Source organism: Gordonia crocea (genome assembly GCF_009932435.1).
GTDB classification, from domain to species: domain Bacteria; phylum Actinomycetota; class Actinomycetes; order Mycobacteriales; family Mycobacteriaceae; genus Gordonia; species Gordonia crocea.
This window is the reverse complement of record NZ_BJOU01000001.1, coordinates 805925-828513: the sequence shown is the minus strand read 5'-3', so window position 1 is coordinate 828513 and position 22589 is coordinate 805925. Positions and strand designations below refer to the sequence as shown.

The window sequence follows — 22589 nt, the reverse complement described above, 5'->3', positions numbered from 1 at the left end:
CCGATCAGCGCAGTGCGGTGGTGACGTCCTGGCAGTCGCTGCGCGGACGAATGAGGTTTTCGTCGACGGCGACGTCGGTGCCGCTCACCGCGAAGTCGACCCCGTCGCCGCGGACCTCGAGCTTGGACAGCGTCAACCCCTTCAGCATGGAGCCGAGCATGGCCTCGCTGGTCTCGTCGACGACGGTCTGCGCGAACTCGGGCGGAATCCCGACTGCGACGACGTTGGCCCGCACCACCTCGAAATGGGCCTTGCCGTCGCGGACGCTGGGCCGCAGCGTGACCGTCGCGGGCAGCGGGAGGATGACGACGGTGACCGTCGACGTCACGTCGAACGTGCCGTCGCCGTTGCCGCGGATCGATTCGAGTTGGCCGGTCGCCCCGGTCCCGCCGATGCTGTTCGGGTTCGGCGTCGAGTGACTGCGATAGGTCTGCGCCACCTGGCTGAACGGGATGTGGCCGTCGCCCTTGATGCTGCCGATCGTCGACTTGTCGCCACTGCCGGTGATGTTCTCCACCCGCAGGTGCATCTTCCCCTCGGCGTCCCCGCCCTTCGAATTGACCTCGACGAAGGGGATCTTCTTGGTCAGCGCCTGCCATAGCACCGGCCGGGCGCTCATCGACACCTCGGTGGGCGCGCCGGTGAGCGACCCGAAGGCCTTGCTGAGACAACTGCCGACCTGGTGGCGCAGATACAGTTCGGTGCCGCCGAGCCCCACCAGGGCGACGACCAGGGCGGCGACCAGACCGATACCGATCCACCGACCGGTCTTGCGCGACTGCTTCTTCTTCGCAGGCGCGGACTTGGTCACCTTGCCGGGGGTCCGCGTCGTCGCCTGTTTCTCCAGGCTGACCGGCTCGTCGGCAGAGGTCCACTCGTCGTCGGCGCTCACAGGCGTCTCCCCTTCAGTCGTTCGGGCCGGCCGGCTCGGGTGTCGCGATCGGGCGGCGGTTGGCCCGCATCCCCAACACCTGCCGCGCCTGCGCAGGCCCGGCGAGGTCGAGGTGGTGAATCCCCAGCTGTGGGTCCTCGCCGTATTCGTCGTCCACCACGCTACCGAACGGGTCGACGACACGGCTGCGACCGACGCCGGTCGGTGCCCGTCCGCCGTCAGCGTCGTCGGCGGGCGGAGCCTGGTCGACGGCGACGAGATAGGCACCCGAATCCAGCGCTCGCGCCGCGGTGAGCGTGCGCCACTGCTCGACCTTGCCCGGCCCGGCACCCCACGAGGTGGGTACCGCGATCACCTGGGCCCCGGCGTCGGCGAGCGCACCGAACAGGTCCGGGAACCGCAGGTCGTAGCAGGTGGCAACACCGAGGCGGACCGTCGTTGCCGGCGCCAACGACAGGTCGACGACCAGGGCGTCGTGGCCGGGTTGCACGGTCGCCGACTCGGCAAAACCGAAGGCGTCGTAGAGGTGGATCTTGTCGTAGGACCACAGCCCGCCGGTGCGGTCGGCGACGATGACGGTGTTGCGCACCCGCGGCGCCCCATCGTTGGCAGCCGTCCCCGGGGTGAACATCCCCGCGACCACGGCCACCCCGTGGTCCCTCGCGGTCTCCCGCACCTGCGTCGCCCACGGACCGTCGAGGGGTTGGGCGATCGGCGCCAACGGCACGCCGAAGCGGCACATCGTGGCTTCTGGGAAGACGACGAGGTCGGCGCCACCGTCGGCGGCGACCGCCACCTGGCGGACGAGCCCGGTGAGATTGGCGGCCGGATCGGTGGCCGCCCGCACCTGTGCCATCGCCACGCGCATGGGGTCAGCCTAATACCCCGGGATGCGGGGAACCGGTGCTCGTCAGAGGTTCTTGTCGATCCAGTCTTTGGCGTATTCGGCCTCGGCGCGGAACAGGTCGACGAGGTTCACCAGCATCATCTGCTCGAGCTTGTGGTTGACGAAGGGCACGAAGACCTTGACCTCGGTGGTCTTGCGGATCGTGCAGCCGGTGTCGGTGCTGAACAGTTCCTGCACCCCGGTCAGGCTGCCCGGCCCGGCCGGGATCGAGGCGTTGTAGGTGCCCGCGGTGACGTCGTCGGGGTGGAAGATGCCGAACGACTCCTCGCGGGTGATGATCATGTCCTTCATCATCACCGTCTGCGCCAGCGGCGGGAGTTGGTCGCGCCCGATGGTCTGCTTGAGCATCACCCGCATCCCCACCGAGGGGTCGGCGGTGAATTCGGCGACCTCGCAGTGCGGCGAGATCATCTGGAACCCCTCCATCATGTCGTCCCAGTACTGCCGCTGCATCTGCGCCTGGTAGAGCTTCTCGGCGGGCTGGGGGTAGCGGGCCGAATAACTGAGCCGTCGTGCCATGGAGGTCAGGTTACCGTTACCGGTTGCCCGCCTCCCAATTGAGCGTCTCGTCGCGCTCCGCGTCGAGCAGCACGACGAGCTGTTCGCCGATGGCCTTTTCGATCTTGCCGCCGATCAGCGGGATGCCCACGGAGACCGACGCGGTGTAGCGCGTCGACGACGGATCGCCGCTGCTGCGCTGCGTTCCCTCGACCTTGGCCGGCGCCCCCTCGACGGTGGCGGTGAGCTCGCCGACGACGTCGCCGCCGTCGCGTCGCAGCACGGTCCGGCGCGGGATCACCAGGTCGCCGCCGCGGACCTTGGTCACGATCGACGGCAGTTTCGACTCGTCGACGACCTGCCGGCACACCACGGTGACGGTGTCCCCGTCGTGGGTGAAGGACTCCAGCACGCCCTTGTCCCGGTTGATTGCGGCGAGCAGGTCGCGCCAGTACTTCTCGGTGGTCACCACCTGCCACAGACGGTCGGTGCTGAACGGGTAGGAGACGGTGTGCTCCAGTTTCGTTGCCATGTCGTTCATCCCACCACAGTCGGCCCACCGGGGCCGGGCAACCACGGCGGTGCGCTAGCGTCGTATTCCGTGAGTTCCCCCACCATCGCCGACCTGACCACGCTGCACCTGGGTGGTCCGGCGCGCGCCGTCGTCGAGGCCGCCACCACCGACGAGGTGGTCGCGGCGTTGACCGACTGCGACGAGACCGACACCGCGGTGCTGGTCGTCGGCGGCGGGTCCAACCTGGTCGTGGCGGATGAGGGTTTCGACGGGACGGTCGTGCGCATCGGCTCCGGCACCGTCGAGTTCGGCGTCGACGCGGACCGCCCCTTTGTCACCGCCGACGCCGGGGTGCAATGGGATTCCCTTGTCGCGCAGGTCGTCGCCAGCGGGTTCGGCGGGTTGGAATGCCTGTCGGGGATCCCCGGGTCGACCGGTGCGACGCCGGTGCAGAACGTCGGGGCCTACGGGGTCGAGATCGCCGACGCGCTGCGGGGGGTGCAGGTGTACGACCGGGCCACGCGGGAATCGGCGTGGGTGGCTCCCGCCGCACTGGACCTGAGGTACCGGCACTCCAATCTGAAGCACCGCGACGACCGGATCGTCACCGCGGTCTCGCTCTGGCTGCGCCCGGACGGGGTCTCCGCCCCCCTGGCCTACCGCGAATTGGCCCGCGCCTTGGACCGCGACGAGGGCCAGTCGGCGGCCGCCGCCGAGGTCCGGGAGGCGGTGCTGTCCCTGCGGCGCAGCAAGGGGATGGTGCTCGACGCCGACGACCCCGACACCTACAGCGCGGGCTCCTTCTTCACCAATCCGATTGTGTCGGCGGCCGAATCGGCCGCCGTCGTGGCCCAGATCGCCGTGGTGGTGGGCCCGGACGTGGCGATCCCGCAGTTCCCGGCCGGCGACGACACCAAGCTGTCCGCCGGTTGGCTGATCGAACGGGCCGGGTTCACCAAGGGTTATCCCGGCGAGGATGCCCCGATCCGGCTGTCGACCAAGCACACGCTGGCCCTGACCAACCGGGGCAGCGGCACCACCGCGCAGCTGCTCGATCTGGCGCGCGAGGTGCGCGACGGGGTGCGGGCCCGGTTCGGGGTGACGCTCACCCCCGAACCGGTCTTCGTCAACTGTCGCTTGTAGGTTTCGGCTCGGCGGGCTTCGCCGCTGACTCCTTGGCCGCTGTCTTGTCGGCTGCTGTCTTCTTGGGAGCAGTCTTGGCCGGCGCCTTCTTGGCGGGAGCCTTCTTGGCCGGAGCCTTTTTGGCCGGCGCCTTCTTCGCGGCGGTCTTGGCCGGCGCCTTCTTGGCGGCTTTCGTCGCAGCCGGTTGTGCCACGGCCTTCCCCCCACCGGACGCTGCATGCTCGAGCACGTCGTCGAGGACGGCGTTGAACTCGGCCGACGCCTCGATGCTCAGCATGTGGCCGATGTCGTCGAGGACGACGTGGCGGTACAGCGACCCGACGCCGTGGAGGATGCCGGCCATCTCGTCGGAGTGCACCGGCGGCAGCAACCGGTCGAGGGTGCCGTTGATGACGGTGGTCGGGACGGTCAGCGCGCCGGTCCCGGTGCGGACGTCGAAGCCGTTCATCCCGTTGCCGCACAGGGCGCGGACGATCGGCGAGCAGGAGCGGACCATCTCGTCGACGAAGACGACGTGGGCGCCGCGCGCCGTCGGGGTCATGCTGATCGCGCGGGTCACCCGGGCGCCGATCTCCGACTGCGGCAGCGGCAGCGGCGTGCTGGTGAAGAGCACGCCGGTGAGGCGCTCGAACGGTTTGGTGTAGGCGGGACGGTCCGGGTTGAACAGGCCGTGACGGCCGAGGATGTCGGTGGCCGCGGTCGATTCGAGGATCACCGCGGAGATCCGCTCGTTGACCTCGTCGGCGTGCTGGTCGGCCCACGCCTGGATCGTGATGCCGCCCATGCTGTGGCCGACCAGCACCGCCTTGCGGCCGACGGGAACGGCGGCGGCCAGCACGGCTTCCAAGTCGGCGCCGAGGCGCTCCGGCGTCGGCCGGGCCCGACCCAACCGGGACTCGCCGTGGCCGCGCTGGTCGTAGGCGACGATCGTGCGCTTACCGAGCAGGTGGTTGACCTGCGGATTCCAGTAGGCCGTATTGCAGGTCCAGCCGTGAATGAAGACGACGACGTCGGAGGTGTCGGCCGGGTCGTCGGCCGGGTAGGTCAACACGTTGAGTTCGGCGCCGTCGGCGGTGTGCACGTGACTGCGCAGCGGCGCCGCGGCCGGCGGCACCAGCCCGGCGTCGGGCTCGTCGGGGGCGACCGGCGCGCTGCGGATGCCTTCGACGACCATGTCGCCGAGGAGGCGGGCCACACCGAACGCAGTGGCGCCGCCGCCGATGCCGGCGGCGGCGAGAAGTGCCTTGGAGAGCTTGTTCATTCCGTCAATCCTGCTCTTCGCCACCGGTCGGGGCGGAGTCGGGGGTGTCGGTCTCGAGGATCTTGGTCACCTCGGCCAGCGCTTTGGAGATCTCGCGGTCGAGCGCCTTGGTGAACGTGCTGTCGACGATCTCGTGGGCCAGCGGACGGACCCGGCGGATCAGTTCGGAGATCTGCCCGACCTCCACGTCGTCGAATCCAAGGAGGTTTTCGTCGACGAAGCGGTCGGTGATGATCGAGACGAAACTGTGCGCGACATCCTCCAGGTCGCCCTGCACGCGCACCCAGCGGTCCAGCAGCACGTCGATATCGACGCCGCCCTTCACCAGCGCCTCGGCCCCCTCCAGGAGCTCGGGGTTCTGCACCGCGAATCCGGCACCGTCTTTGGCCAACAGGCCCAGCTTCTGGCTGAGCGCGATGGTGCGGTCGGATGCGTTGAGCGACTTGCGCAGCTCGGCGATCGTGATGGTCGCGGCCCGCTTGAAGGTTTGGAACCGGCTGCGCTTGGTGCTGCCGCGCAGGACGTGTTCGACGGTCATCCCGTGGTGGGCGGCGTTGAGCAGCTCGCTGATCGTCGCGAACGTGTAGCCCCGCTCCAACATCCGGGAGATCAGGTTGAGCCGGATCAGGTGCTCGTCGTAGTACCACCCGGTCCGTCCCTTGATGACCGGCGGCGGCAGCAGGCCGCGGTCCTGGTAGACGCGGATGTTGCGGACCGACACCCCGGAGACCTGGGCGAGGTCGTTGATTCGATACTCGGCCACGGCGCTACAGTCTCCGGAACCAGCGGCGGCCCTGGACCTCGTCGACCTTCGGACGCACGTCGACGAGGTACACGATGACCGCGACGAGCCCGAGCAGGCAGATCATGCCGATGATCGGACCGCCGGCGCCGACGACGCCGAACAGGGCGAGGAAAACGGTGGCCAGGGCCAGCAGTCCGACCCAGAAACCCTTCGACTGCCGGTCGACCGCGGTGAAGGCGTCGGGGCGCTGCACCGCAGCGTGTACCACCGACAGCAAACCCGCCAGCGCGGACACCGCACCGAGCACCGCAACGACGATCATCTGGGTCGTGCCCAGCGCACTAACAAAATCCACGCCCCAACTCTATGCGAGAGCGGGGCGTGGACTTCGTCAGACGGGGTCGGAGCCGACTACTTCTTCGGCGCGGCCTTCTTGGCGGGAGCCTTCTTGGCGGGAGCCTTGGCCGGAGCCTTCTTGGCGGCAGCGGTCTTGGCCGGGGCCTTCTTCGCAGCCGGCGCCTTCTTGGCCGGTGCCTTCTTGGCGGCAGCGGTCTTGGCCGGGGCCTTCTTCGCAGCCGGCGCCTTCTCGGCCGGCGCCTCGGCCTTCTTGGCGGCCTCGGCCGGCAGGTTCACCAGGGCAGCGGCGCGCTCACCGACGGTGCGCGACTGGTCGGAGATGGTGCCGAGGGCATCTTCGGTCAAGCCGCGGGCGTCGTTGTAGACCTTCTCCAGCTTCGGGAGGTTCTCCTCGACCAGCGGGTACTCCTTGAGCTTGCCGACAACCTCTTCGCCGCGCTCGCTCAGCGAGTTCAGCACGCCGGCAGCGACGGCGAGGTAGCTCTCGGCCACCTTGCGCAGCTCCTCGGGGCTGAACTTGGTGCGCAGCTCGTCGAGGTCGGTGGGCAGCTCGACGGGAAGGGCCGCCAGGCGCTCCTTGGCCTCGTTGAAACGGGCGACGGCCTGCTCCCAGGTCTCGTCGAAGCGGCTCTGGGCGGTGCCGCGGGTCTCCTCGAAGCGGGCCTGCGCCTGCTCGATGGTGGCCTCGCTGCGCTCACGGAGCTGGTTGAGGACGGCCGTCGCCTGGGTGACGGCGCTGTTGAAGGGGTTCTCGGTCATCGGGGTTCTCCTGTTCGGGGGGTCGAGAAGGGGGGAACTTCGGGGGTTATTCGGGTTTGGCTTGGTTTTCGTTGCGGAACGACTCGTAGATCTCCAGCAGCATCTGGCGCTGCCGCTCGTTGATCGACTCGTCGGCGATCAACGCGTCGCGCACCGGGGAGGCTGGGCGTTCTTCGAGAATTCCGGCACGGACGTAGAGCACCTCCGCCGAAACCCGCAGCCCCTTGGCGATCTGGGCCAGCACATCGGCCGAGGGTTTACGCAGCCCGCGCTCAATCTGACTGAGATACGGGTTGCTCACCCCGGCCCGCTCCGCGAGCTGGCGCAGCGATACCTGGGCGGCGACGCGCTGCGATCGGATGAACGCACCGATGTCCGAAGCGGCGTTGGTCACCGCGTCGATCGTCGTCGCCGAGCCGTCAGCCTCGACGGCCGCCGGTTGGGCGGTGTCGTTGGTCATCTGGCAATCCACCTCCTTGGGTCGACCGCCCCAGTATCACGGCTGGCGCTAACAAATGCAAGCGCTCCAGCTAGCACTGTAAGGAAGGCCACAAGAGTCCCCCCAACAGGGACGACGTCCGCGCCGGGCGTCAGTGGAAGATGAGAGTCGAGACGGTGTAGATCGCCAAACCGGCCAAGGCCCCGACCACGGTTCCGTTGATCCGGATGAACTGGAGATCGCGTCCGACCTGCAGTTCTATCTTGTCGCTGGTCTCCTGCGCATCCCATCCCCGGACGGTTTCGGTGATAACGGAGATGATCTCGGTCGCGTAATTCGTCGCCACGTGGCGCGCCACGCGCCCGACCCAGCCGTTCATTTTCACCTGCAACGGCTCGTCGTCGCGGATCCGCTCGGCCACTTGAATCACCGAGCGCGAAATCGTGTTGCGCAGCGTGTTGTTCGGGTCGTCGAGCATCTTCTCGATGACGCCCTTGCCGGCCTTCCACGCGGTCGACGCCGCGCCGGTCACCTCGTCGCGCCCGACCAACTCGGTTTTGAGGCCTTCGAACTTTGCGATCGTCTCGGGGTCGTACTGGAGGTCGTGGGCGAACTGGGTGACCGCCCCCAACATCGCCCGCCGCAACTCGTGCTCCGGATCGCCGGCCACCTTCGCGGTGAACTCGACGAGTTCTTTGTAGATCTTGTCGCCGACGAAGTTCGCCGCGAACTTCGGCATCCAGGACGGCCCGTCGCGGTCGATGAGGCGGTCGATCAGGTCGAGGCTCCCCAGCGCCCATTCGTGCGCCCGGTCGCAGCCGAGTTGGAGGACGGGCTCGAGCCGCTTCTCGTCGACGAGTTGTTCCAGGATCCGTCCGACCGGCTGCGACCATTCCGGCTCGGCCGCCCATTTGACCGCGGCCATCAAGAATTGCTCGACGTCCTCGTCTTCGAGCATCTCCGATGCCAATGCGATCAGTCGCGACGCCTCGTCGGCCACCCGCGGGGCGTTGACCGGATCGGCGAACCAGGTGGAGATGCGCCGCGGCAGTTCCAAGCTGGTGGCCCGGTCCTCGATCAGGTCGGGTCCCATGAAGTTCTCTTCGATGAACCCGCCGAGTTGGTCACCGATCTGATCCTTCTTCCGCTTGATCAGCGCCGTGTGCGGAATCGGCAGCCCGAGCGGATGGCGGAACAGTGCGGTGACCGCGAACCAGTCCGCCAGTGCGCCGACCATCCCGGCCTCGGAAGCAGCCCGAACGTAAGGCACCCAGGCGGCAAGGTCGGCACCGTCGCGCGCCTCGAGGTAGCGCGTGACCAGGTAGACGCATCCGGCGAACAGCAGCAGCCCGGTGGCGAGGGTCTTCATCTTCCGGAGGTCGCGGCGGCGCTGCTCGTCGGCCTGCTCCCCCAACACGCTCAACGCGGGCGACGAGGACGGCCGCGGATGCTCGATCACTGGTGACGACATAACCTCCAGTCTTACCCGTCCCCGGTACGGCAAGTCGGGTAACGCACCTCGACGAGGCAACTTAGGGTGGTGGCATGCCGACCGACGATCAACGTGTCGCCCTGGTGACCGGAGCAAGCCGCGGCGTCGGCTGGGGGGTCGCCACCGCACTGCGCGACGCGGGCTGGCGCGTGTACGCCACGTCGCGCCGCGGGACCGCACCCGACGGGACCGTCGCGCTGGCGGTGGACCATGCCGACGACGCCGCCGTCGAGGCTGCGTTCACGAACATCGTCGACGGGGTCGGGCGCCTAGATCTCCTGGTGAACAACGCGTGGGCCTCACCGCCCGGATTCGCCGGTTTCACCGAGAAGTTCTACGAGCGCCCCGTTTCCGACTGGGACTCGTTGATCGGGATCGGGCTGCGCTCCCACTACGTGGCGGCCGTGGCAGCGGCCCGCATCATGGTGCCGGCCGGCCGCGGGTTGATCGCCTCCACGTCGTCGTTCGGCAGCCGCGGACACCTGCACTCGGTGCTATACGGGATGGGCAAGACGGCGCTGGACAAGATGGCCTTCGACATGGGCGCCGAACTCGCCGGGACCGGGGTCACCGCGGTCTCGCTGTGGCTGGGCCTGATCCGTACGCCCTTGCTGCTGGGCAGCGGGCTCACCGACTTCGCCGGCTTCCCCGTCGACCGCGCCGAAGACCCGGAATTCGTCGGCCGGGTGATCGCGGCCTTGGCCGACGACCCCGCCCTCGCCGACCTCAACGGACACACCGTCGTCACTGCCGAGTACGGCGCCGAGCACTCGATCACCAACAACGACGGGGTGACCGTGCCGGACTCGCACCGATCCGCGTTCGGCGGGGGGCCACTCTTCCCGCCGGCCACCGACAACACCGTGAAGGGTTGAACACCATGGGAAAGTCAGAGAGATCGCTGCCAGACGGGTGGACCACCGCGCCCGCCGAGGCACTGCTGGTGGCCAATGCCGCCCCGGTCGCCGAGTATGACCCGTCGTCGACGCCGGGGTACTCGGGCGACAAGAACGCGGGCACCGCGGCGCTGGCCAAGCGCGGCGAGTACCTCGCCGACCTGCAGGAGATGCTGTTCGCGAACGGGCGCGCCGGGGACAACCGCAGCGTCCTTCTGGTGATCCAGGGGATGGACACCGCGGGCAAGGGCGGCATCGTGCGTCACGTCGGCGGGCTCGTCGACCCACAGGGGCTGGCCATCAAAGGCTTCGGCAAACCGACCCCCGAGGAGCTTTCCCACGACTTCTTGTGGCGCATCCACCGCGCGTTGCCCTCGGCCGGGAAGATCGGCATCTTCGACCGCAGCCACTACGAGGACGTGCTGCCGGTCCGCGTCCACCACCTGGTGCCCGAGAGCGTGTGGTCGAAGCGGTACGACCTCATCAACCAGTTCGAGCGGGAGCTCGTCGACGCCGGGACCACCGTGGTCAAGGTGGCGCTGGTGGTCTCCCCCGACGAGCAGAAGCAACGGTTGACCGACCGCCTCGCCGATCCGACGAAGTTCTGGAAGTACAACCCGGGCGATGTCGACGAGCGCGGGTTCTGGGACGAATATCTGCAGGCCTACCAGGCGATCTTCGACCTCACCAACACCGACTACGCGCCCTGGCACATCATCGGCGCCGACCGGAAGTGGTTCTCCCGCCTCGCGGTCTGCGAGCTGTTGATCGATGCACTCGAGAGACTCGACCTCGACTGGCCCGACGCCGACTTCGACCTCGAGCGCGAACGCGCCCGCGTCGCCGCCCTCTAACCGCCGAGTGGGCCCTCATCCCCGCCGACTGGGCCCTCATCCCCGCCGACTGGGCCCTCATTTCCATCGAGTGGGCCCTCACTGTCCTGCCAATCGGGACCGTCATCGCGGTGGCCGACAGTTCTCGTCGACGGTCACGCTGCCCCCACCCGGCCCGGTCGGCAAGAATCAGGGCCGAGGCGGCGATCGCTTGAGTCTGCAGGGCCCAGTCGGCGAGATTCAGGGCCCAGTCGACGAGATCAAGGGCCCACTCGACGAGATCCAGGGCCCACTCGGCGAGATTCAGGGCCCAGTCGACGATCAGTCGTCGTCGCCGGACTCCACACGACGACGCTCTCGACGAGCGGCCGCGACCATGTTGCGCAACGAGGGCTCGAGCTGCCAGTAGTGCCGGGTCTTGAGCCCGCCATCGGGGTTGACCCACAAACGCTCGGGGGCGATCGCCCGCGTGGCGCGCTGGATCCGCTCGTCGATCTCGTCGATGTCGGGAATCAGCGCACTGCGGCTCTCGTAGACGCCGGGTCCGACACCGTGCGACAGCGCGGTGCCCTTCGCCAGCTGCGTGAAGACCCACTCGATGCGTCGGGTCGCCACGATCGACACGACGTCGGCGTCCATCGCCTCGAATGCCTCGACGACGCGGGCAATCGACGAGTAGCCGAGATGGGTGTGGATCTGGGTCTCCGGCTTCGCGCCTCCGACGGCGAGCCGGAACGCGTTCACCGCCCAGTCCAGATAGCCCTGCCGACCGCGCTCGCGCAGCGGCAGCAGTTCGCGGATAGACGGCTCGTCGACCTGGATGATCTTGATCCCGGCCTTCTCCAGGTCGGCGATCTCGTCGCGGACGGCAAGCGCGATCTGCTCGGCCGTCTCATACAGCGGCTGGTCCTGGCGCACGAAGGACCGGGCCAACATCGTGACCGGACCGGTCAGCAGTCCCTTGACCGGCTTGTCGGTCAACGACTGCGCGTAGCCGATCCACTCGACCGTCATCGGGTGCTTGCGCTTGATGTCGCCGTAGATGATCGGCGGCCGCACGAACCGCGACCCGTACACCTGGACCCACCCCTGATGCGTGGCCGCGTAGCCCTCCATCAGTTCGGCGAAGTACTGGACCATGTCGTTGCGCTCGGCCTCGCCGTGCACCAGCACGTCCAGCCCGATGTCTTCCTGCAACTCGATGACGCGCTTGATCTCGTCGCGCAGCCGCTGGGCGTACTCCTCCCAGGTCAACCGCCCCTGGCCGTAGTAGTACCGGGCGAGGCGAACCTCGTCGGTCTGCGGGAACGAGCCCAGGGTCGTCGTCGGGACCGGTGGCAATCCAAGTGCCTTGTCCTGCAACGGCTTCCGCTGTTCGTACGGCATCCGCTGACGCTGGTCCGGGCGGATGTTCGCCACCCGCTGGCGCACGTCGTGCTTGAGTTTGAACTGGACCGTCGCCGGACGCGTGTACCAGTGCTCGGGCGCACCGTGGGTGATCGCCTTCGCCAGCGCGACGACCTCGGCGACCTTCTGCTTGGCGAACGACAACCGGTCGGCGACCTCGCCGGGCAGATCCGGCTCGATCAGCACGTCCACCGGGACGTGCATCAACGAACACGACGTCGAGACCACGAGGTCGGGGATGTGCGACTTGATCTCCAGGAGGAAGTCGAGCTTTCCGCCCTTGGCCGCCTTCCAGATGTTGCGGCCGTCGATAACGCCGGCGTAGAGGCGCTTGCGCTTGAGACCGGGCACCGCCGCCAGTTCCGAGGCGGTCATCGGCTCGCTGATCAGGTCGACGCCGATTGCCTCGATCGCGGTTGACGCCAGGATCGGCAGCGCCTCGCCCAGATCGCCGTACGGACCGGTCACCAGGATGCGCGGTCGCGCCGCGGTCGGCACCTCGCTCAACACGTTGTAGGCCCGGCGCAGCGCGTCGAGGTCGATCGAGGTCCGGTCGCTGGTGAAGCAGGGCTCGTCGAGCTGCACACACTTGCAGCCCTGCTTCGCCAACCGGTCGAACAGCCGCGCATACTCCGGCAACAGGTCGTCGAGCCGGTCCAGCGGGGAGAAGTCGTCCGGCGACCCCGGTGCCGCCTTCGACAGCAGCAGGAATGAGACCGGCCCGAGGACCACCGGGCGCAACTCGATGCCCTCGGCCTTGGCACGACGATGCTCGTCGAGCAATCCCTCGGCGTTCAGCGCGAAGGCGCCGTCGGGGGCGATTTCGGGCTGGCGGTAGAAGTAGTTGGTGTTGAAATACTTGATGAGCTCGAGCGGCGGGTGCTTCGGCTTGCCGCGGGCCATCGCGAAGTACAGGTCGATGGGCTCGAGCTCATCGACGAGGTCGGCGAAGCGGGGCGGGATCGCGCCGAACAGCACCGCGGTGTCGAGCACGTGGTCGTAGAACGAGAACGTGTTGCCCGGGACCTGCTCGAGACCGGTCGCGGCGAGCTCGCTCCACACGCTGTCGGCGAGCTCCCGACCCGTCGAAAGCAATTCATCACGGCTGACACTGCCGTGCCAATACCCCTCGAGGGCGAACTTCAACTCGCGGCGTGCGCCGATCCGGGGATAGCCCAGGATCGACGAACCGTACTCGATGCCGTCCGGGTGAGTCATCGTGCCGGCCGCTACTTGGCTTCGTACTGGTAGAACCCGTGGCCGGCCTTCTTGCCGATGCGCCCGGCCTCGACCATGCGCAGCAGCAGCGGCGGCGGCGAGTACAGCGGCTCCTTGAACTCCTCGTACATCTTGTCGGCGATCGCCTTGACGGTGTCGAGCCCGACGAGGTCGGTGAGCCGCAGCGGACCCATCGGGTGGGCACAACCCAGGACCATCGCCTTGTCGATGTCCTCGACGGTGGCGAAACCGGACTCGACCATGCGGACGGCCGACAGGAGGTACGGGACCAGCAACGCGTTGACGACGAAGCCGGAGCGGTCGGCCGAGCGCACGACCTGCTTGCCCAGGACGTCGCGGGCGAAGCTCTCGGCGCGCTCGGACACCTCGGGGCTGGTCATCAGGGTGGTGACCAGCTCGACCAGCGGCAGCACCGGCACCGGGTTGAAGAAGTGCATGCCGACGACGCGGGCCGCATTCTGGGTGGCCATACCCAGCTTCATGATCGGGATCGACGAGGTGTTCGACGCGAGCACCGCGGTCGGGTCGGTGACGACCTTGTCCAGCTCGGCGAAGATCGCGGTCTTCACGGCCTCGTCCTCGACGACGGCCTCGACGACGAGCTGGCGGTCGGCGAAGTCGCCGATGTCGGAGGTGAAGCGCAGTCGCCAGGCGGCCTGCTCGCGCTCGCGCTCGGTCAGCTTGCCGCTGGACACGCCGCGGTCCAGCGACCGCATGATGCGGGCGCGACCGGCGGCAGCCAATTCACGGGTGGACTCGTAGACCAGGACGTCGACCGAGGCGCGGGCACAGACTTCGGCGATTCCTGCGCCCATCTGACCGGCACCGATGACACCGACTCGCGTGATCTTCTGGCTTGCCATGGGACGGCTCCTCCAACTGGGGATGGGTGTCGCGGGTTCCCGACGGAGCCGAGAAGTCGCGGTGGGTTCGAGAGGTCTTGGTTTCCAAGACTAGGGGGAAATCAGGGGTTTGGTAATGGTGAGAAAACAGCCGGGGCGGACGACGGCGGACCGTCGCCCGCCCCGGCTGCTTCTAGCGCTGGTTCGCGGCGGAAGGGGAACTCCCGTCCCGTCGGGAACGGGTTCCTAGTGGAACTGACCCTCTTCGGTCGAGCCCTTCAGCGCAGCGGTCGACGTGTTGGGGTCGACGGTGGTGGCGATGCGGTCGAAGTAGCCCGCACCGACCTCGCGCTGGTGCTTGGTGGCGGTGTAACCGCGCTCCTCAGCAGCGAACTCGCGCTCCTGCAGGTCGACGTAGGCCGACATCTGGTTGCGGGCGTAGCCGTAAGCCAGGTCGAACATCGAGTAGTTGAGGGCGTGGAAGCCGGCCAGGGTGATGAACTGGAACTTGAAGCCCATCGCGCCGAGCTCGTTCTGGAACTTGGCGATGGTGTCGTCGTCCAGGTGCTGCTTCCAGTTGAAGGAAGGCGAGCAGTTGTAGGCCAGCAGCTGGTCGGGGAACTCGGCCTTGACCGACTCGGCGAACTTCTTGGCGAGCTCGAGGTCGGGCTTGCCGGTCTCCATCCAGATGAGGTCCGCGTACGGGGCGTAGGCCTTGGCGCGAGCGATGCAGGGCTCGATGCCGTTCTTGATGCCGTAGAAGCCCTCGCTGGTGCGGGTGCCGTCCAGGAACGGGCGGTCGCGCTCGTCCACGTCGGAGGTCAGCAGGGTGGCGGCCTCGGCGTCGGTACGGGCGACGACGACGGTCGGGGTGTTGGCGACGTCGGCAGCCAGGCGGGCCGAGGTCAGCGTGCGGATGTGCTGCTGGGTCGGGATCAGCACCTTGCCACCGAGGTGGCCACACTTCTTCTCCGAAGCGAGCTGGTCCTCCCAGTGGGTACCGGCGGCACCGGCCTTGATCATGGCCTTCTGCAGCTCGTAGACGTTCAGCGCGCCACCGAAGCCGGCCTCACCGTCGGCGACGATCGGCACGACCCAGTTGTCCACCGAGGTGTCACCCTCGACGCGGGCGATCTCGTCGGCGCGCAGCAGCGCGTTGTTGATGCGCTGGACGACGGACGGGACCGAGTTCGCCGGGTACAGCGACTGGTCGGGGTAGGTGTGGCCGGACAGGTTCGCGTCACCGGCGACCTGCCAACCGGAGAGGTAGATGGCCTTCAGGCCGGCGCGGACCTGCTGCACGGCCATGTTGCCGGTGAGGGCGCCCAGCGCGTTGATGTAGCTGTCATCGCCCTTGGTCACGCCTTCCCAGAGGATCTCCGCGCCGCGGCGGGCGAGGGTGTGCTCCTCGACGACGGTGCCCTGCAGCTCGGCGACCTGCTCGGCGGTGTAGTCGCGGGTGATGCCCTTCCAGCGCGGGTTGGTGTCCCAGTCCTGCTGGATCTCGGCGGCGGTACGTGGCTTTCCGACGTTGCTCATTAGTGCATTCGCTTTCTTCTTCTAACGAAAGGCGGATGTGGATTGCGAAGAATCCACTGCCCCTAGGCGGTGCCTGATGCAAGGGTGCCACAGAACAAACCCGCAGGTCCAATCGTTGCGGAGTGCAAATTTAGGCCATCTTTTGCACGCTTCTTGCAAAGTTTGCAAAACTACGTGTGTGAAATCTGGGGTCCATCTCCGGAAAAAGTACGCGCGTACTGCTATTTCGTCGTCCAGCGACGACGGGCGGTGCGGCGCCGATTCGTCCTGCACGGGGCCCGCCGCACGCCGACCCCGATCGCAGGTGTGCGACGACTCACAGTCCCCGACCGCCGCTGTGAGGCGCTGGGTTCAGGCTTGGCCGGCCGCCGTGAGCGCCTTGACGAACAGTTCGACGAAGCCCTTGTCCGACATCGGCTCGGTCACCTCCGGGAACGGTTTCGCGAACCCGGTCGGGTCGCCCGACACGGTCAGCGCGATCGTGAACCGGTTGGCCGCCGACTCCGACCCCGGGGCGTGCGCGGCGGCGTACCCGGCGAACGACACCGAGCGCGACGTCGTGCCGTCGGGGAGCGTCGTCGTCGTGTCGGCGCGGAACAGGAACATCTGGCTGATCGTCAGCCGACCCACCAGCCCGAGGCGGCCCGCCGCCGCACCGGACAGGACTGGCGGGGCGAGTTTACGGTGCTCGGCGATGACCACCGCCCCCGCCCGGCCGCCGGTGGTGAGGGTGGTGCGGGTCGTCGCGCAGGCCCCGGTGTGCTCACGCACGTCGGCGTCGATGTCCCGGGGCCCGGCGACGACCAGGTTGCTCAGGGTGGCGTCGGAACTGCGCGCGGTGAGGACCGCGGCGGTGTCGTCGTCGAGCCGCCCGTTGAGACCGGCGTCGGCGGTCGGCCGGCAGTCCGCCGGGACGACGGGGGTGTGCGCCGCCTCGGCGAGGGGACCGGCGTTGGCCGCCGCCAGCTCGGCCACCGTCGTGGCGGTCGCGGTGAATCCCGAGGGCAGCGCGGTGGGCGCCAGGAGCATCGCCCCCGGTTTCGGTGGGTCCAGGTCTACCGTGGAGGAACAGCCCACCAGTCCCACGGCGACCGCGACCACGGCCGCGGCCACCGACAACGCTCTTGGAGAACCCATGCGCGACACCGTACCGGGGACGCCGTGACCGAATCGCCGACCCGCACCAATGCCGACGAGAAGAGCCGTCGGCCCGGACCCCAGTACGTCGGCTCGCGCCTCAAACAGCTGCGGGCCGAACGCGGCCTGTCCCAGGTCCGCCTTGCCGCCGACCTCGGGATCTCGGCGTCCTACCTCAACCAGATCGAGCACGACACCCGCCCACTCACCGCCGCCGTTCTCGGGCGGATCTCCGAGGTCTTCGGCGTCGACGCCGGGTTCTTCGACCCCCAGGACGACATCCGGCTCGTCGCCGAACTGCGGGAGGCGCTGATCGAGGAGAACAGCATCGACTCCCCGCGGTCCTCGCGGTCGGAGGCCGACACGGCGACCGATCCGCAGGAGCTCGCAGAGATGGTGGCCGCCCACCCCGCCATCGCCGAGGCCGTGGTCAACCTGCACCGCCGCTATCGGGTGGCCGCCGACCAGCTCGCCGCCGCCACCGACGTGCGCGCCGACCGCAGCAGCATGCGCGGATCGATCAGCGCGCCCCACGAGGAGGTGCGTGACTTCTTCTCCGCGCACCACAACTACTTCCACGACCTCGACGTCGCCGCCGAGGAGATGGTGACCCGGATGCGCATGCACTCCGGCGACGTCCGCAACGAGATCGCCAACCGCCTCGAGCAGGTGCACGGCGTCCAGATCGTCCGGCGCATCGACCTCGGCGACGACCTGTTGCACCGCTACGACGCCACTTCCCACCGCCTCGAAGTCTCCGCCGCCCTCGGCCCGGGCCAGCGGATGTTCAAGCTCGCCTTCGAGTTGGCCTTCTTCGAATACGGCGACCTGATGGCCGGGCTCGTCGACGAGGCCGTCTTCACCTCCGACGATTCGCGCGCCCTGGCCATGTCGGGGCTGGCGAACTACTTCGCCGCCGCCGCCTCGATGCCCTACGAGCAGTTCCACGGCGCCGCCGAGGACTTCCGCTACGACATCGAGCGCCTGTCGGCGTTCTACTCGCTGTCCTACGAGACGATCTGCCACCGCCTCTCGACGCTGCAGCGGCCGAACCTGCGCGGTATCCCGTGGTCGTTCGTCCGCGTCGACCGGGCCGGGAACATGTCGAAACGCCAGTCCGCCACCGGCTTTCACTTCTCGGCGAGCGGCGGCACCTGCCCGCTCTGGAACGTCTACGAGACCTTCGGGTCGCCGGGCAAGATCCTCACCCAGGTCGCCCAGATGCCCGACGGCCGCGAATACTTCTGGGTGGCGCGCACCGTCGAGCGCCGCGCCGCGCGCTACGGCCAGCCGGGCAAGACCTTCGCGATCGGCCTGGGTTGCGAACTCCGCCACGCCGGGCGGGTGATCTACTCCGACGGCCTGGAGATCGGCCCCCAGGCGAAGGTCACCCCGATCGGCTCGGGCTGCCGGGTGTGCGAGCGCCTGCAGTGCCCGCAGCGGGCGTTCCCCCCGTTGGGCGTACCGCTGCACATCGACACCCACCGCAGCAGCATCTCCCCGTACAGCACCACCTGATCCCTGCCGACTGGGCCCTGTTTCCCGCCGACTGGGCCCTCATCCCCGCCGACTGGGCCCTCGTTTCTGCCGACTGGGCCCTGTTTCCCGTCGACTGGGCCCAAGAATTCATCGAATGGCCCCGATCTGACTACACCCGTGATGCGACATAGACTATTCTTTAGCGAAGATTCACGTAACTGCACAAGGGGTGGGGTATGCCACACTTTGCGCGCGGATTCGCCGCCATCGGCGCGGCGATGCTGCTCACCGCGCCGAGTTGGGCCGCCACCCCGTCGGCCGTCGCCGAACCCATCAACGTCGCCCCCGCTCCCCCGGCGGTGCGTGACTTCATGAACCGGGTGGTCCCGCCGCCGGTCGCTCCCCGTCAACGTCGTCCGGATCCGCGTGCGGCATCGCCGACGATCGATAGCCGGACCACCGATCTGCGTGCTGCACTGTTGCCCTCCCCGACCGGCGACGCCTTTTTCGACCGGTGGCCGTCGAACCTGTCGCAACTGGCCCCGGGGACCGTCATCTCCGTCCGGCGCGTCACGGCCACCGCTCCCGCCGTCCTGGAGCACCCCGTCCGACGGGCCGTCCAGCTGAAATTCGCCACCACCGATTCCCACGGTGCACCGTCTTTCGGCACCGCCACGCTCCTCTACCCGACGACGCGCTGGCGCGGCCGAGGCCACACTCCGGTCCTGGTGGACAACCTCGCGATCGACGCCCTCGGCGCCCGATGCACCCCCGGGTACGCGATGGCCCACGCGCGCGACGGCGGAACCAACGTCCCCGACCGACTTCCCCCGACGATCCAGTGGTCGCTCGACCGCGGGCTCATCGTGCTCGTCCCCGACCACCAGGGCGCGCGGATGGCCTACGCCGAACCGATTGTCGGCGGCCGCGTGGTCCTCGACTCGGTGCGCGCGATGCTCAACCACGACGCACAGACCGACGGCGGACTCGGCGTCAGCGCCGCGCCGCTGATCATGTCGGGCTTCTCCGGCGGCGCGATTGCCACCCACGGAGCGGTGAAACAACTCGCCACCTACGCTCCCGAGCTGACCCCCCGGTTCCGCGGCACCGCGCTGGGCGGCCTGCCCGCCGACTTCTCCCTGTTGCCCGGTTCGATGAACGCGAACTGGGCGACCGGGGTGCTCCAGGTCGCCGCACTCGGCCTCATCCGGGAACGCCCGCAGCTGCTCGGCGACGCAAACAACCTCGCGATCTGGCTGGCGATGTCACCGATCAAGGACTCGTGCACGGCTCCGGCCGGGCTGATCGGCCCGACGATGTGGCCGATGCAGCTGATGTCGCGCAGCGGCGACCCGTTTCACTCCCCGTTGGCCAAGCAGCTTTATCGCGTCACATCGATGCGTGGCATCGGCTCGGCCACACCACTTTTCGTCTATCACGGCTCGTTCGAGTGGTGGGTTCCCGCGGTAGGCGCGCGCGCCTTCGTCGCCGAGCAGTGCCGCCTGGGGGTGTCGGTCGACTATCACGAGTTCCCTGCCGAACACTTCGGCAGCGCCTTCCTCGGCTTCCCCGACGCCCTGTCCTGGCTCGAGTCACGCGCCGGCGGCCCACGCTTCATCCCGTCGCCGATCCCGCGGATCATCGGGGGCTGCCCCCGACCACCCGCCCGGCGCTGACGACCCGTTCCCCGCAGTTCCCCCACGCCCGGCCGCGCGCCACTACGGTTGACCCTCATGAACACTCCACGAATCGAACCCGGCGGTTTGCGCGAACTCGGCCTGTTCAACTGGGTTTTCAGCCGCGGCGCCTCGAAGGTCCAGGGCGTCGACGACGCCCACATCTTCTCCACGCTCGGACGGTCCAAAGGCCTTTTCCGCGGTTGGCTGTACTACTCGGCGCGGATGATGCCGTTCGGCAAGCTGTCCCGCAAGGACACCGAGATGATCATCATCCGGGTCGCCCACCTGCGCTCCTGCGACTACGAGATGGACCACCACCGCAAGCTGGGCAAGCGCGCGGGCATCGACGACGCCATGCTCAGCCGGATCATCGAGGGACCCGACGCCGGGTGGGGGGACCGCGAGCGGACGCTGCTGCTGGCCGTCGACGAGATGGTCGGCTCGCGCGACATCACCGACGAGACGTGGGCCGCGGTGGCCCGCCACCTCAACGAGGCCGAGCAGATCTCGTTCGTTCTGCTGATCTCCCAATACGATTCACTGGCCACGACGCTGGGCGTGCTGCGCGTCCAGCGCGACGCCTGACCGACGGGCCGCGACCGTGCCGTCGATCGCCCAGCGCCTGATGGGCAACCCGCTGGTCTCCGCCGTCTACGAGGGCGTCTGGCGCCCGGTCTTCACCCGGATCTTCAGCCTCGGCGGATCGGGTACCGCGGAATTCGACAAGGCGTTCACCGCTTACCTCGCCCGCGCGGGCGAGCGGACGATCCTCGACGTCGCCTGCGGTCCGGGCCTCTACACCCGGCGGTTGGCGGCGAACCTGACCGGCACCGGACACTGCGTCGGTGTCGACTTCTCCGAGGCGATGCTGGCGCGCGCGGTCACCAAACCGCACCCGCGCACCTCGTTCATCCGGGGCGACGCCCACCGGTTGCCGTTTGCCGACGATTCTTTCGACACGGTGACGTGTTTTGCGGCGCTGTACCTGATTCCGGACCCCCTCCCGGTGATCGATGAGTTGATTCGCGTCACACGTCCGGGCGGGGAGGTGGCGATCTTCACTTCGGTGGTCACCGGGCTCACCTCGTTGCCGGGGGTAAAAACCATCGGCCACCTGGGTGGATACCGCTTCTTCGGCCGTGATGAAATCACCGATCGACTGCGCTTGGCGGGGGTCGGGCGCATCGAGCAAACCGTGGTCGATCAGGGGCAATTCGTCCTCGCGTTCAAGGACTAAGGTAAGCCTCGGCTGGCGTAGTTAGGGTTGCTTAATTTACCGTATACGCATCCTCCAAAAAGAAGGAGCGTGTCCCATGGCCGCAACCGATTTGCCCTTTTCCGACCGTCGTGAAGAAGACATGCCCGGACACTGGATCCTGGCCAAGCTCGGCAAGCGCGTCCTGCGCCCCGGCGGGATCGAACTGACCGAGCACCTCCTCGCCGACGCCAACCTCGCCGACGCCGATGTTCTCGAGATCGCCCCCGGCCTCGGCCGGACCGCAACCGAGATCTTGGCCCTGTCGCCGCGCAGCTACCGCGGCGTCGAGGCCGACGAGGCCGCCGCGAAACTGGCCGCCAGCGTGGTCGGCGACCGGGGCACCATCACCACCGGCGAGGCGCAGGCCACCGGTCTCGACGACGCGAGCGTCGACGTGGCCATCGGCGAGGCAATGCTGACGATGCAGGGCGACAAGACCAAGGCCGCGATCGCCGCGGAGGCCAAGCGCGTCCTGCGCCCGGGCGGCCGCTACGCGATCCACGAACTCGCCCTGGAACCCGACACCCTCAACGACGAGCAGAAGACCGAGATCCGCAAGTCGCTGGCCCGCTCGATCAAGGTCAACGCCCGCCCGCTCACCGAGACCGAGTGGCGCAAGCTCCTCACCGATGCCGGCTTCACCGTCGAGCAGGTCCGGTTCGCCCCGATGGCTCTCCTACAGCCGCGCCGGGTGATCGCCGACGAGGGGCTCTTCGGCGCCCTGCGCTTCGTCGGGAATGTGATCCGCAACGGCGACGCCCGCAAACGCGTCCTCGGTATGCGCAAGACGTTCCGCAAGTACAAGGACAACCTCGCGGCCATCGAGATCATCGCGGTCCGCAACTGAGCACGTCCGAACTTCATCCAGCCCACCGCGCCGCCCGCCCGGCGGCCATCTGAAGGAGTACGCATGACCGACACCCCGACCGACACCGTCGTCACCGGCCTCGCCGACACCGCGCTGAGCCTGCCGGAATCCTCCGGCCCGGACATCAAGGCGCTCGCCCACCTCAACGGCGCGACCGTCGTCCGGCTCAGCTTCCGGGCCGGCCAGACCATGGCCGAGCACACCGCCCGGTGGCCGATCCTCGTGGTCAGCCAGGCCGGTCGGGTCGAGTTCACCGTCGGCGATCAGACGACCGTGCTGACCCCCGGGTCGGCCATTCACGTCGAAGCCGAGATCTCCCACTCGCTGACGGCCACCGAGGACTCGGCGCTGTCGCTGATCGTCCTCACCCCGCACCACCATCCCAAGTAACCGAGTAACGCAGTA

Annotated in this window: 23 protein-coding genes; 9 read left to right on the top strand and 14 right to left on the bottom strand. The window is 68.3% G+C overall.

The features are described from left to right. Positions 1 to 4: 4 nt before the first annotated feature. The 4 genes from nbrcactino_RS03950 to nbrcactino_RS03935 are packed head-to-tail and all read right to left on the bottom strand — an operon-like array spanning position 5 to position 2829. Positions 5 to 892, bottom strand: a complete 888-nt coding sequence (locus tag nbrcactino_RS03950) for an LmeA family phospholipid-binding protein (RefSeq protein ID WP_161926178.1) — start codon at positions 890 to 892, stop codon at positions 5 to 7. Between the two features lie 13 nt (positions 893 to 905). Continuing rightward, on the bottom strand, positions 906 to 1760 hold the full coding sequence (locus tag nbrcactino_RS03945; protein WP_161926177.1) for a carbon-nitrogen hydrolase family protein: 855 nt from the start codon (positions 1758 to 1760) through the stop codon (positions 906 to 908). 42 nt (positions 1761 to 1802) lie between these two features. Beyond that, entirely contained in the window at positions 1803 to 2318 is a 516-nt protein-coding gene (locus nbrcactino_RS03940) for a DUF2505 domain-containing protein (RefSeq protein WP_161926176.1), read from the bottom strand. A 16-nt stretch (positions 2319 to 2334) separates the two neighbouring features. Then, a complete protein-coding gene (locus tag nbrcactino_RS03935) occupies positions 2335 to 2829 on the bottom strand; it encodes a DUF2505 domain-containing protein (RefSeq protein ID WP_161926175.1) in 495 nt (164 codons plus the stop codon). 69 nt (positions 2830 to 2898) lie between these two features. Between nbrcactino_RS03935 and nbrcactino_RS03930 the strand changes: the two genes are divergently transcribed. After that, positions 2899 to 3954: a UDP-N-acetylmuramate dehydrogenase gene (locus tag nbrcactino_RS03930; RefSeq protein WP_161926174.1), complete on the top strand. Its 1056-nt coding sequence runs from the start codon at positions 2899 to 2901 to the stop codon at positions 3952 to 3954. Here the strand turns inward: nbrcactino_RS03930 and nbrcactino_RS03925 are convergent. The 6 genes from nbrcactino_RS03925 to nbrcactino_RS03900 form a co-directional block, all read right to left on the bottom strand. Then, on the bottom strand, positions 3938 to 5215 hold the full coding sequence (locus tag nbrcactino_RS03925) for an alpha/beta fold hydrolase (RefSeq protein WP_186343297.1): 1278 nt from the start codon (positions 5213 to 5215) through the stop codon (positions 3938 to 3940). The genes nbrcactino_RS03930 and nbrcactino_RS03925 overlap by 17 nt on opposite strands. Positions 5216 to 5219: 4 nt before the next feature. Then, positions 5220 to 5978, bottom strand: a complete 759-nt coding sequence (locus tag nbrcactino_RS03920) for a MerR family transcriptional regulator (RefSeq protein WP_161926173.1) — start codon at positions 5976 to 5978, stop codon at positions 5220 to 5222. A 4-nt stretch (positions 5979 to 5982) separates the two neighbouring features. Then, positions 5983 to 6315 (bottom strand): DUF2516 family protein, encoded by a 333-nt coding sequence (locus tag nbrcactino_RS03915; RefSeq protein WP_161926172.1) that lies wholly within the window; start codon positions 6313 to 6315, stop codon positions 5983 to 5985. A 56-nt stretch (positions 6316 to 6371) separates the two neighbouring features. Beyond that, the gene (locus tag nbrcactino_RS03910; protein ID WP_161926171.1) at positions 6372 to 7076 is read right to left on the bottom strand and encodes a heparin-binding hemagglutinin; all 705 of its coding nucleotides are present in this window, start codon (positions 7074 to 7076) and stop codon (positions 6372 to 6374) included. A 46-nt stretch (positions 7077 to 7122) separates the two neighbouring features. Further along, complete coding sequence (locus nbrcactino_RS03905) at positions 7123 to 7536, bottom strand: helix-turn-helix domain-containing protein (protein ID WP_161926170.1); 414 nt, start codon at positions 7534 to 7536, stop codon at positions 7123 to 7125. 130 nt (positions 7537 to 7666) lie between these two features. After that, positions 7667 to 8986: a DUF445 domain-containing protein gene (locus nbrcactino_RS03900; protein WP_161926169.1), complete on the bottom strand. Its 1320-nt coding sequence runs from the start codon at positions 8984 to 8986 to the stop codon at positions 7667 to 7669. A 74-nt stretch (positions 8987 to 9060) separates the two neighbouring features. Here nbrcactino_RS03900 and nbrcactino_RS03895 point away from each other — a divergent pair, with 74 nt between their 5' ends. Then, the gene (locus nbrcactino_RS03895) at positions 9061 to 9882 is read left to right on the top strand and encodes an SDR family NAD(P)-dependent oxidoreductase (protein ID WP_161926168.1); all 822 of its coding nucleotides are present in this window, start codon (positions 9061 to 9063) and stop codon (positions 9880 to 9882) included. Between the two features lie 5 nt (positions 9883 to 9887). Next, a complete protein-coding gene (locus tag nbrcactino_RS03890) occupies positions 9888 to 10757 on the top strand; it encodes a polyphosphate kinase 2 family protein (protein WP_161926167.1) in 870 nt (289 codons plus the stop codon). A gap of 300 nt (positions 10758 to 11057) precedes the next feature. Here nbrcactino_RS03890 and metE read toward each other — a convergent pair whose 3' ends face one another. From metE to nbrcactino_RS03870, 4 genes are all read right to left on the bottom strand, one after another. Continuing rightward, positions 11058 to 13361 (bottom strand): 5-methyltetrahydropteroyltriglutamate--homocysteine S-methyltransferase, encoded by a 2304-nt coding sequence (gene metE / locus nbrcactino_RS03885; protein WP_161926166.1) that lies wholly within the window; start codon positions 13359 to 13361, stop codon positions 11058 to 11060. Between the two features lie 11 nt (positions 13362 to 13372). Then, complete coding sequence (locus nbrcactino_RS03880) at positions 13373 to 14245, bottom strand: 3-hydroxybutyryl-CoA dehydrogenase (RefSeq protein WP_161926165.1); 873 nt, start codon at positions 14243 to 14245, stop codon at positions 13373 to 13375. Between the two features lie 225 nt (positions 14246 to 14470). Next, on the bottom strand, positions 14471 to 15763 hold the full coding sequence (gene aceA / locus nbrcactino_RS03875; protein WP_161926164.1) for an isocitrate lyase: 1293 nt from the start codon (positions 15761 to 15763) through the stop codon (positions 14471 to 14473). A gap of 351 nt (positions 15764 to 16114) precedes the next feature. Next, a complete protein-coding gene (locus nbrcactino_RS03870; RefSeq protein WP_161926163.1) occupies positions 16115 to 16900 on the bottom strand; it encodes a hypothetical protein in 786 nt (261 codons plus the stop codon). 24 nt (positions 16901 to 16924) lie between these two features. Between nbrcactino_RS03870 and ramB the strand changes: the two genes are divergently transcribed. The 6 genes from ramB (at position 16925) to nbrcactino_RS03840 (ending at position 22574) form a co-directional block, all read left to right on the top strand. Further along, the gene (gene ramB / locus nbrcactino_RS03865) at positions 16925 to 18418 is read left to right on the top strand and encodes an acetate metabolism transcriptional regulator RamB (RefSeq protein ID WP_161926162.1); all 1494 of its coding nucleotides are present in this window, start codon (positions 16925 to 16927) and stop codon (positions 18416 to 18418) included. A 197-nt stretch (positions 18419 to 18615) separates the two neighbouring features. After that, positions 18616 to 20055 (top strand): lipase family protein, encoded by a 1440-nt coding sequence (locus tag nbrcactino_RS03860; RefSeq protein WP_228460668.1) that lies wholly within the window; start codon positions 18616 to 18618, stop codon positions 20053 to 20055. 57 nt (positions 20056 to 20112) lie between these two features. Further along, positions 20113 to 20643 (top strand): carboxymuconolactone decarboxylase family protein, encoded by a 531-nt coding sequence (locus nbrcactino_RS03855; protein ID WP_161926161.1) that lies wholly within the window; start codon positions 20113 to 20115, stop codon positions 20641 to 20643. 16 nt (positions 20644 to 20659) lie between these two features. Continuing rightward, positions 20660 to 21295, top strand: a complete 636-nt coding sequence (locus nbrcactino_RS03850; protein WP_161926160.1) for a class I SAM-dependent methyltransferase — start codon at positions 20660 to 20662, stop codon at positions 21293 to 21295. A gap of 76 nt (positions 21296 to 21371) precedes the next feature. Next, on the top strand, positions 21372 to 22163 hold the full coding sequence (locus tag nbrcactino_RS03845; RefSeq protein ID WP_161926159.1) for a class I SAM-dependent methyltransferase: 792 nt from the start codon (positions 21372 to 21374) through the stop codon (positions 22161 to 22163). Positions 22164 to 22226: 63 nt separating this feature from the next. Then, positions 22227 to 22574 (top strand): cupin domain-containing protein, encoded by a 348-nt coding sequence (locus nbrcactino_RS03840; protein ID WP_161926158.1) that lies wholly within the window; start codon positions 22227 to 22229, stop codon positions 22572 to 22574. The last annotated feature ends 15 nt before the right edge of the window (positions 22575 to 22589 follow it).

Coding starts and splice junctions, on each gene's coding strand:
- nbrcactino_RS03945 (WP_161926177.1), bottom strand. CDS start 1,760: ATGCGCGTGGCGATGGCACAGGTGCGGGCGGCCACCGATCCGGCCGCC.
- nbrcactino_RS03940 (WP_161926176.1), bottom strand. CDS start 2,318: ATGGCACGACGGCTCAGTTATTCGGCCCGCTACCCCCAGCCCGCCGAG.
- nbrcactino_RS03935 (WP_161926175.1), bottom strand. CDS start 2,829: ATGGCAACGAAACTGGAGCACACCGTCTCCTACCCGTTCAGCACCGAC.
- nbrcactino_RS03925 (WP_186343297.1), bottom strand. CDS start 5,215: ATGAACAAGCTCTCCAAGGCACTTCTCGCCGCCGCCGGCATCGGCGGC.
- nbrcactino_RS03910 (WP_161926171.1), bottom strand. CDS start 7,076: ATGACCGAGAACCCCTTCAACAGCGCCGTCACCCAGGCGACGGCCGTC.
- nbrcactino_RS03905 (WP_161926170.1), bottom strand. CDS start 7,536: ATGACCAACGACACCGCCCAACCGGCGGCCGTCGAGGCTGACGGCTCG.
- nbrcactino_RS03900 (WP_161926169.1), bottom strand. CDS start 8,986: ATGTCGTCACCAGTGATCGAGCATCCGCGGCCGTCCTCGTCGCCCGCG.
- nbrcactino_RS03895 (WP_161926168.1), top strand. CDS start 9,061: ATGCCGACCGACGATCAACGTGTCGCCCTGGTGACCGGAGCAAGCCGC.
- nbrcactino_RS03890 (WP_161926167.1), top strand. CDS start 9,888: ATGGGAAAGTCAGAGAGATCGCTGCCAGACGGGTGGACCACCGCGCCC.
- metE (WP_161926166.1), bottom strand. CDS start 13,361: ATGACTCACCCGGACGGCATCGAGTACGGTTCGTCGATCCTGGGCTAT.
- nbrcactino_RS03880 (WP_161926165.1), bottom strand. CDS start 14,245: ATGGCAAGCCAGAAGATCACGCGAGTCGGTGTCATCGGTGCCGGTCAG.
- aceA (WP_161926164.1), bottom strand. CDS start 15,763: ATGAGCAACGTCGGAAAGCCACGTACCGCCGCCGAGATCCAGCAGGAC.
- nbrcactino_RS03870 (WP_161926163.1), bottom strand. CDS start 16,900: ATGGGTTCTCCAAGAGCGTTGTCGGTGGCCGCGGCCGTGGTCGCGGTC.
- nbrcactino_RS03860 (WP_228460668.1), top strand. CDS start 18,616: ATGCCACACTTTGCGCGCGGATTCGCCGCCATCGGCGCGGCGATGCTG.
- nbrcactino_RS03855 (WP_161926161.1), top strand. CDS start 20,113: ATGAACACTCCACGAATCGAACCCGGCGGTTTGCGCGAACTCGGCCTG.
- nbrcactino_RS03845 (WP_161926159.1), top strand. CDS start 21,372: ATGGCCGCAACCGATTTGCCCTTTTCCGACCGTCGTGAAGAAGACATG.
- nbrcactino_RS03840 (WP_161926158.1), top strand. CDS start 22,227: ATGACCGACACCCCGACCGACACCGTCGTCACCGGCCTCGCCGACACC.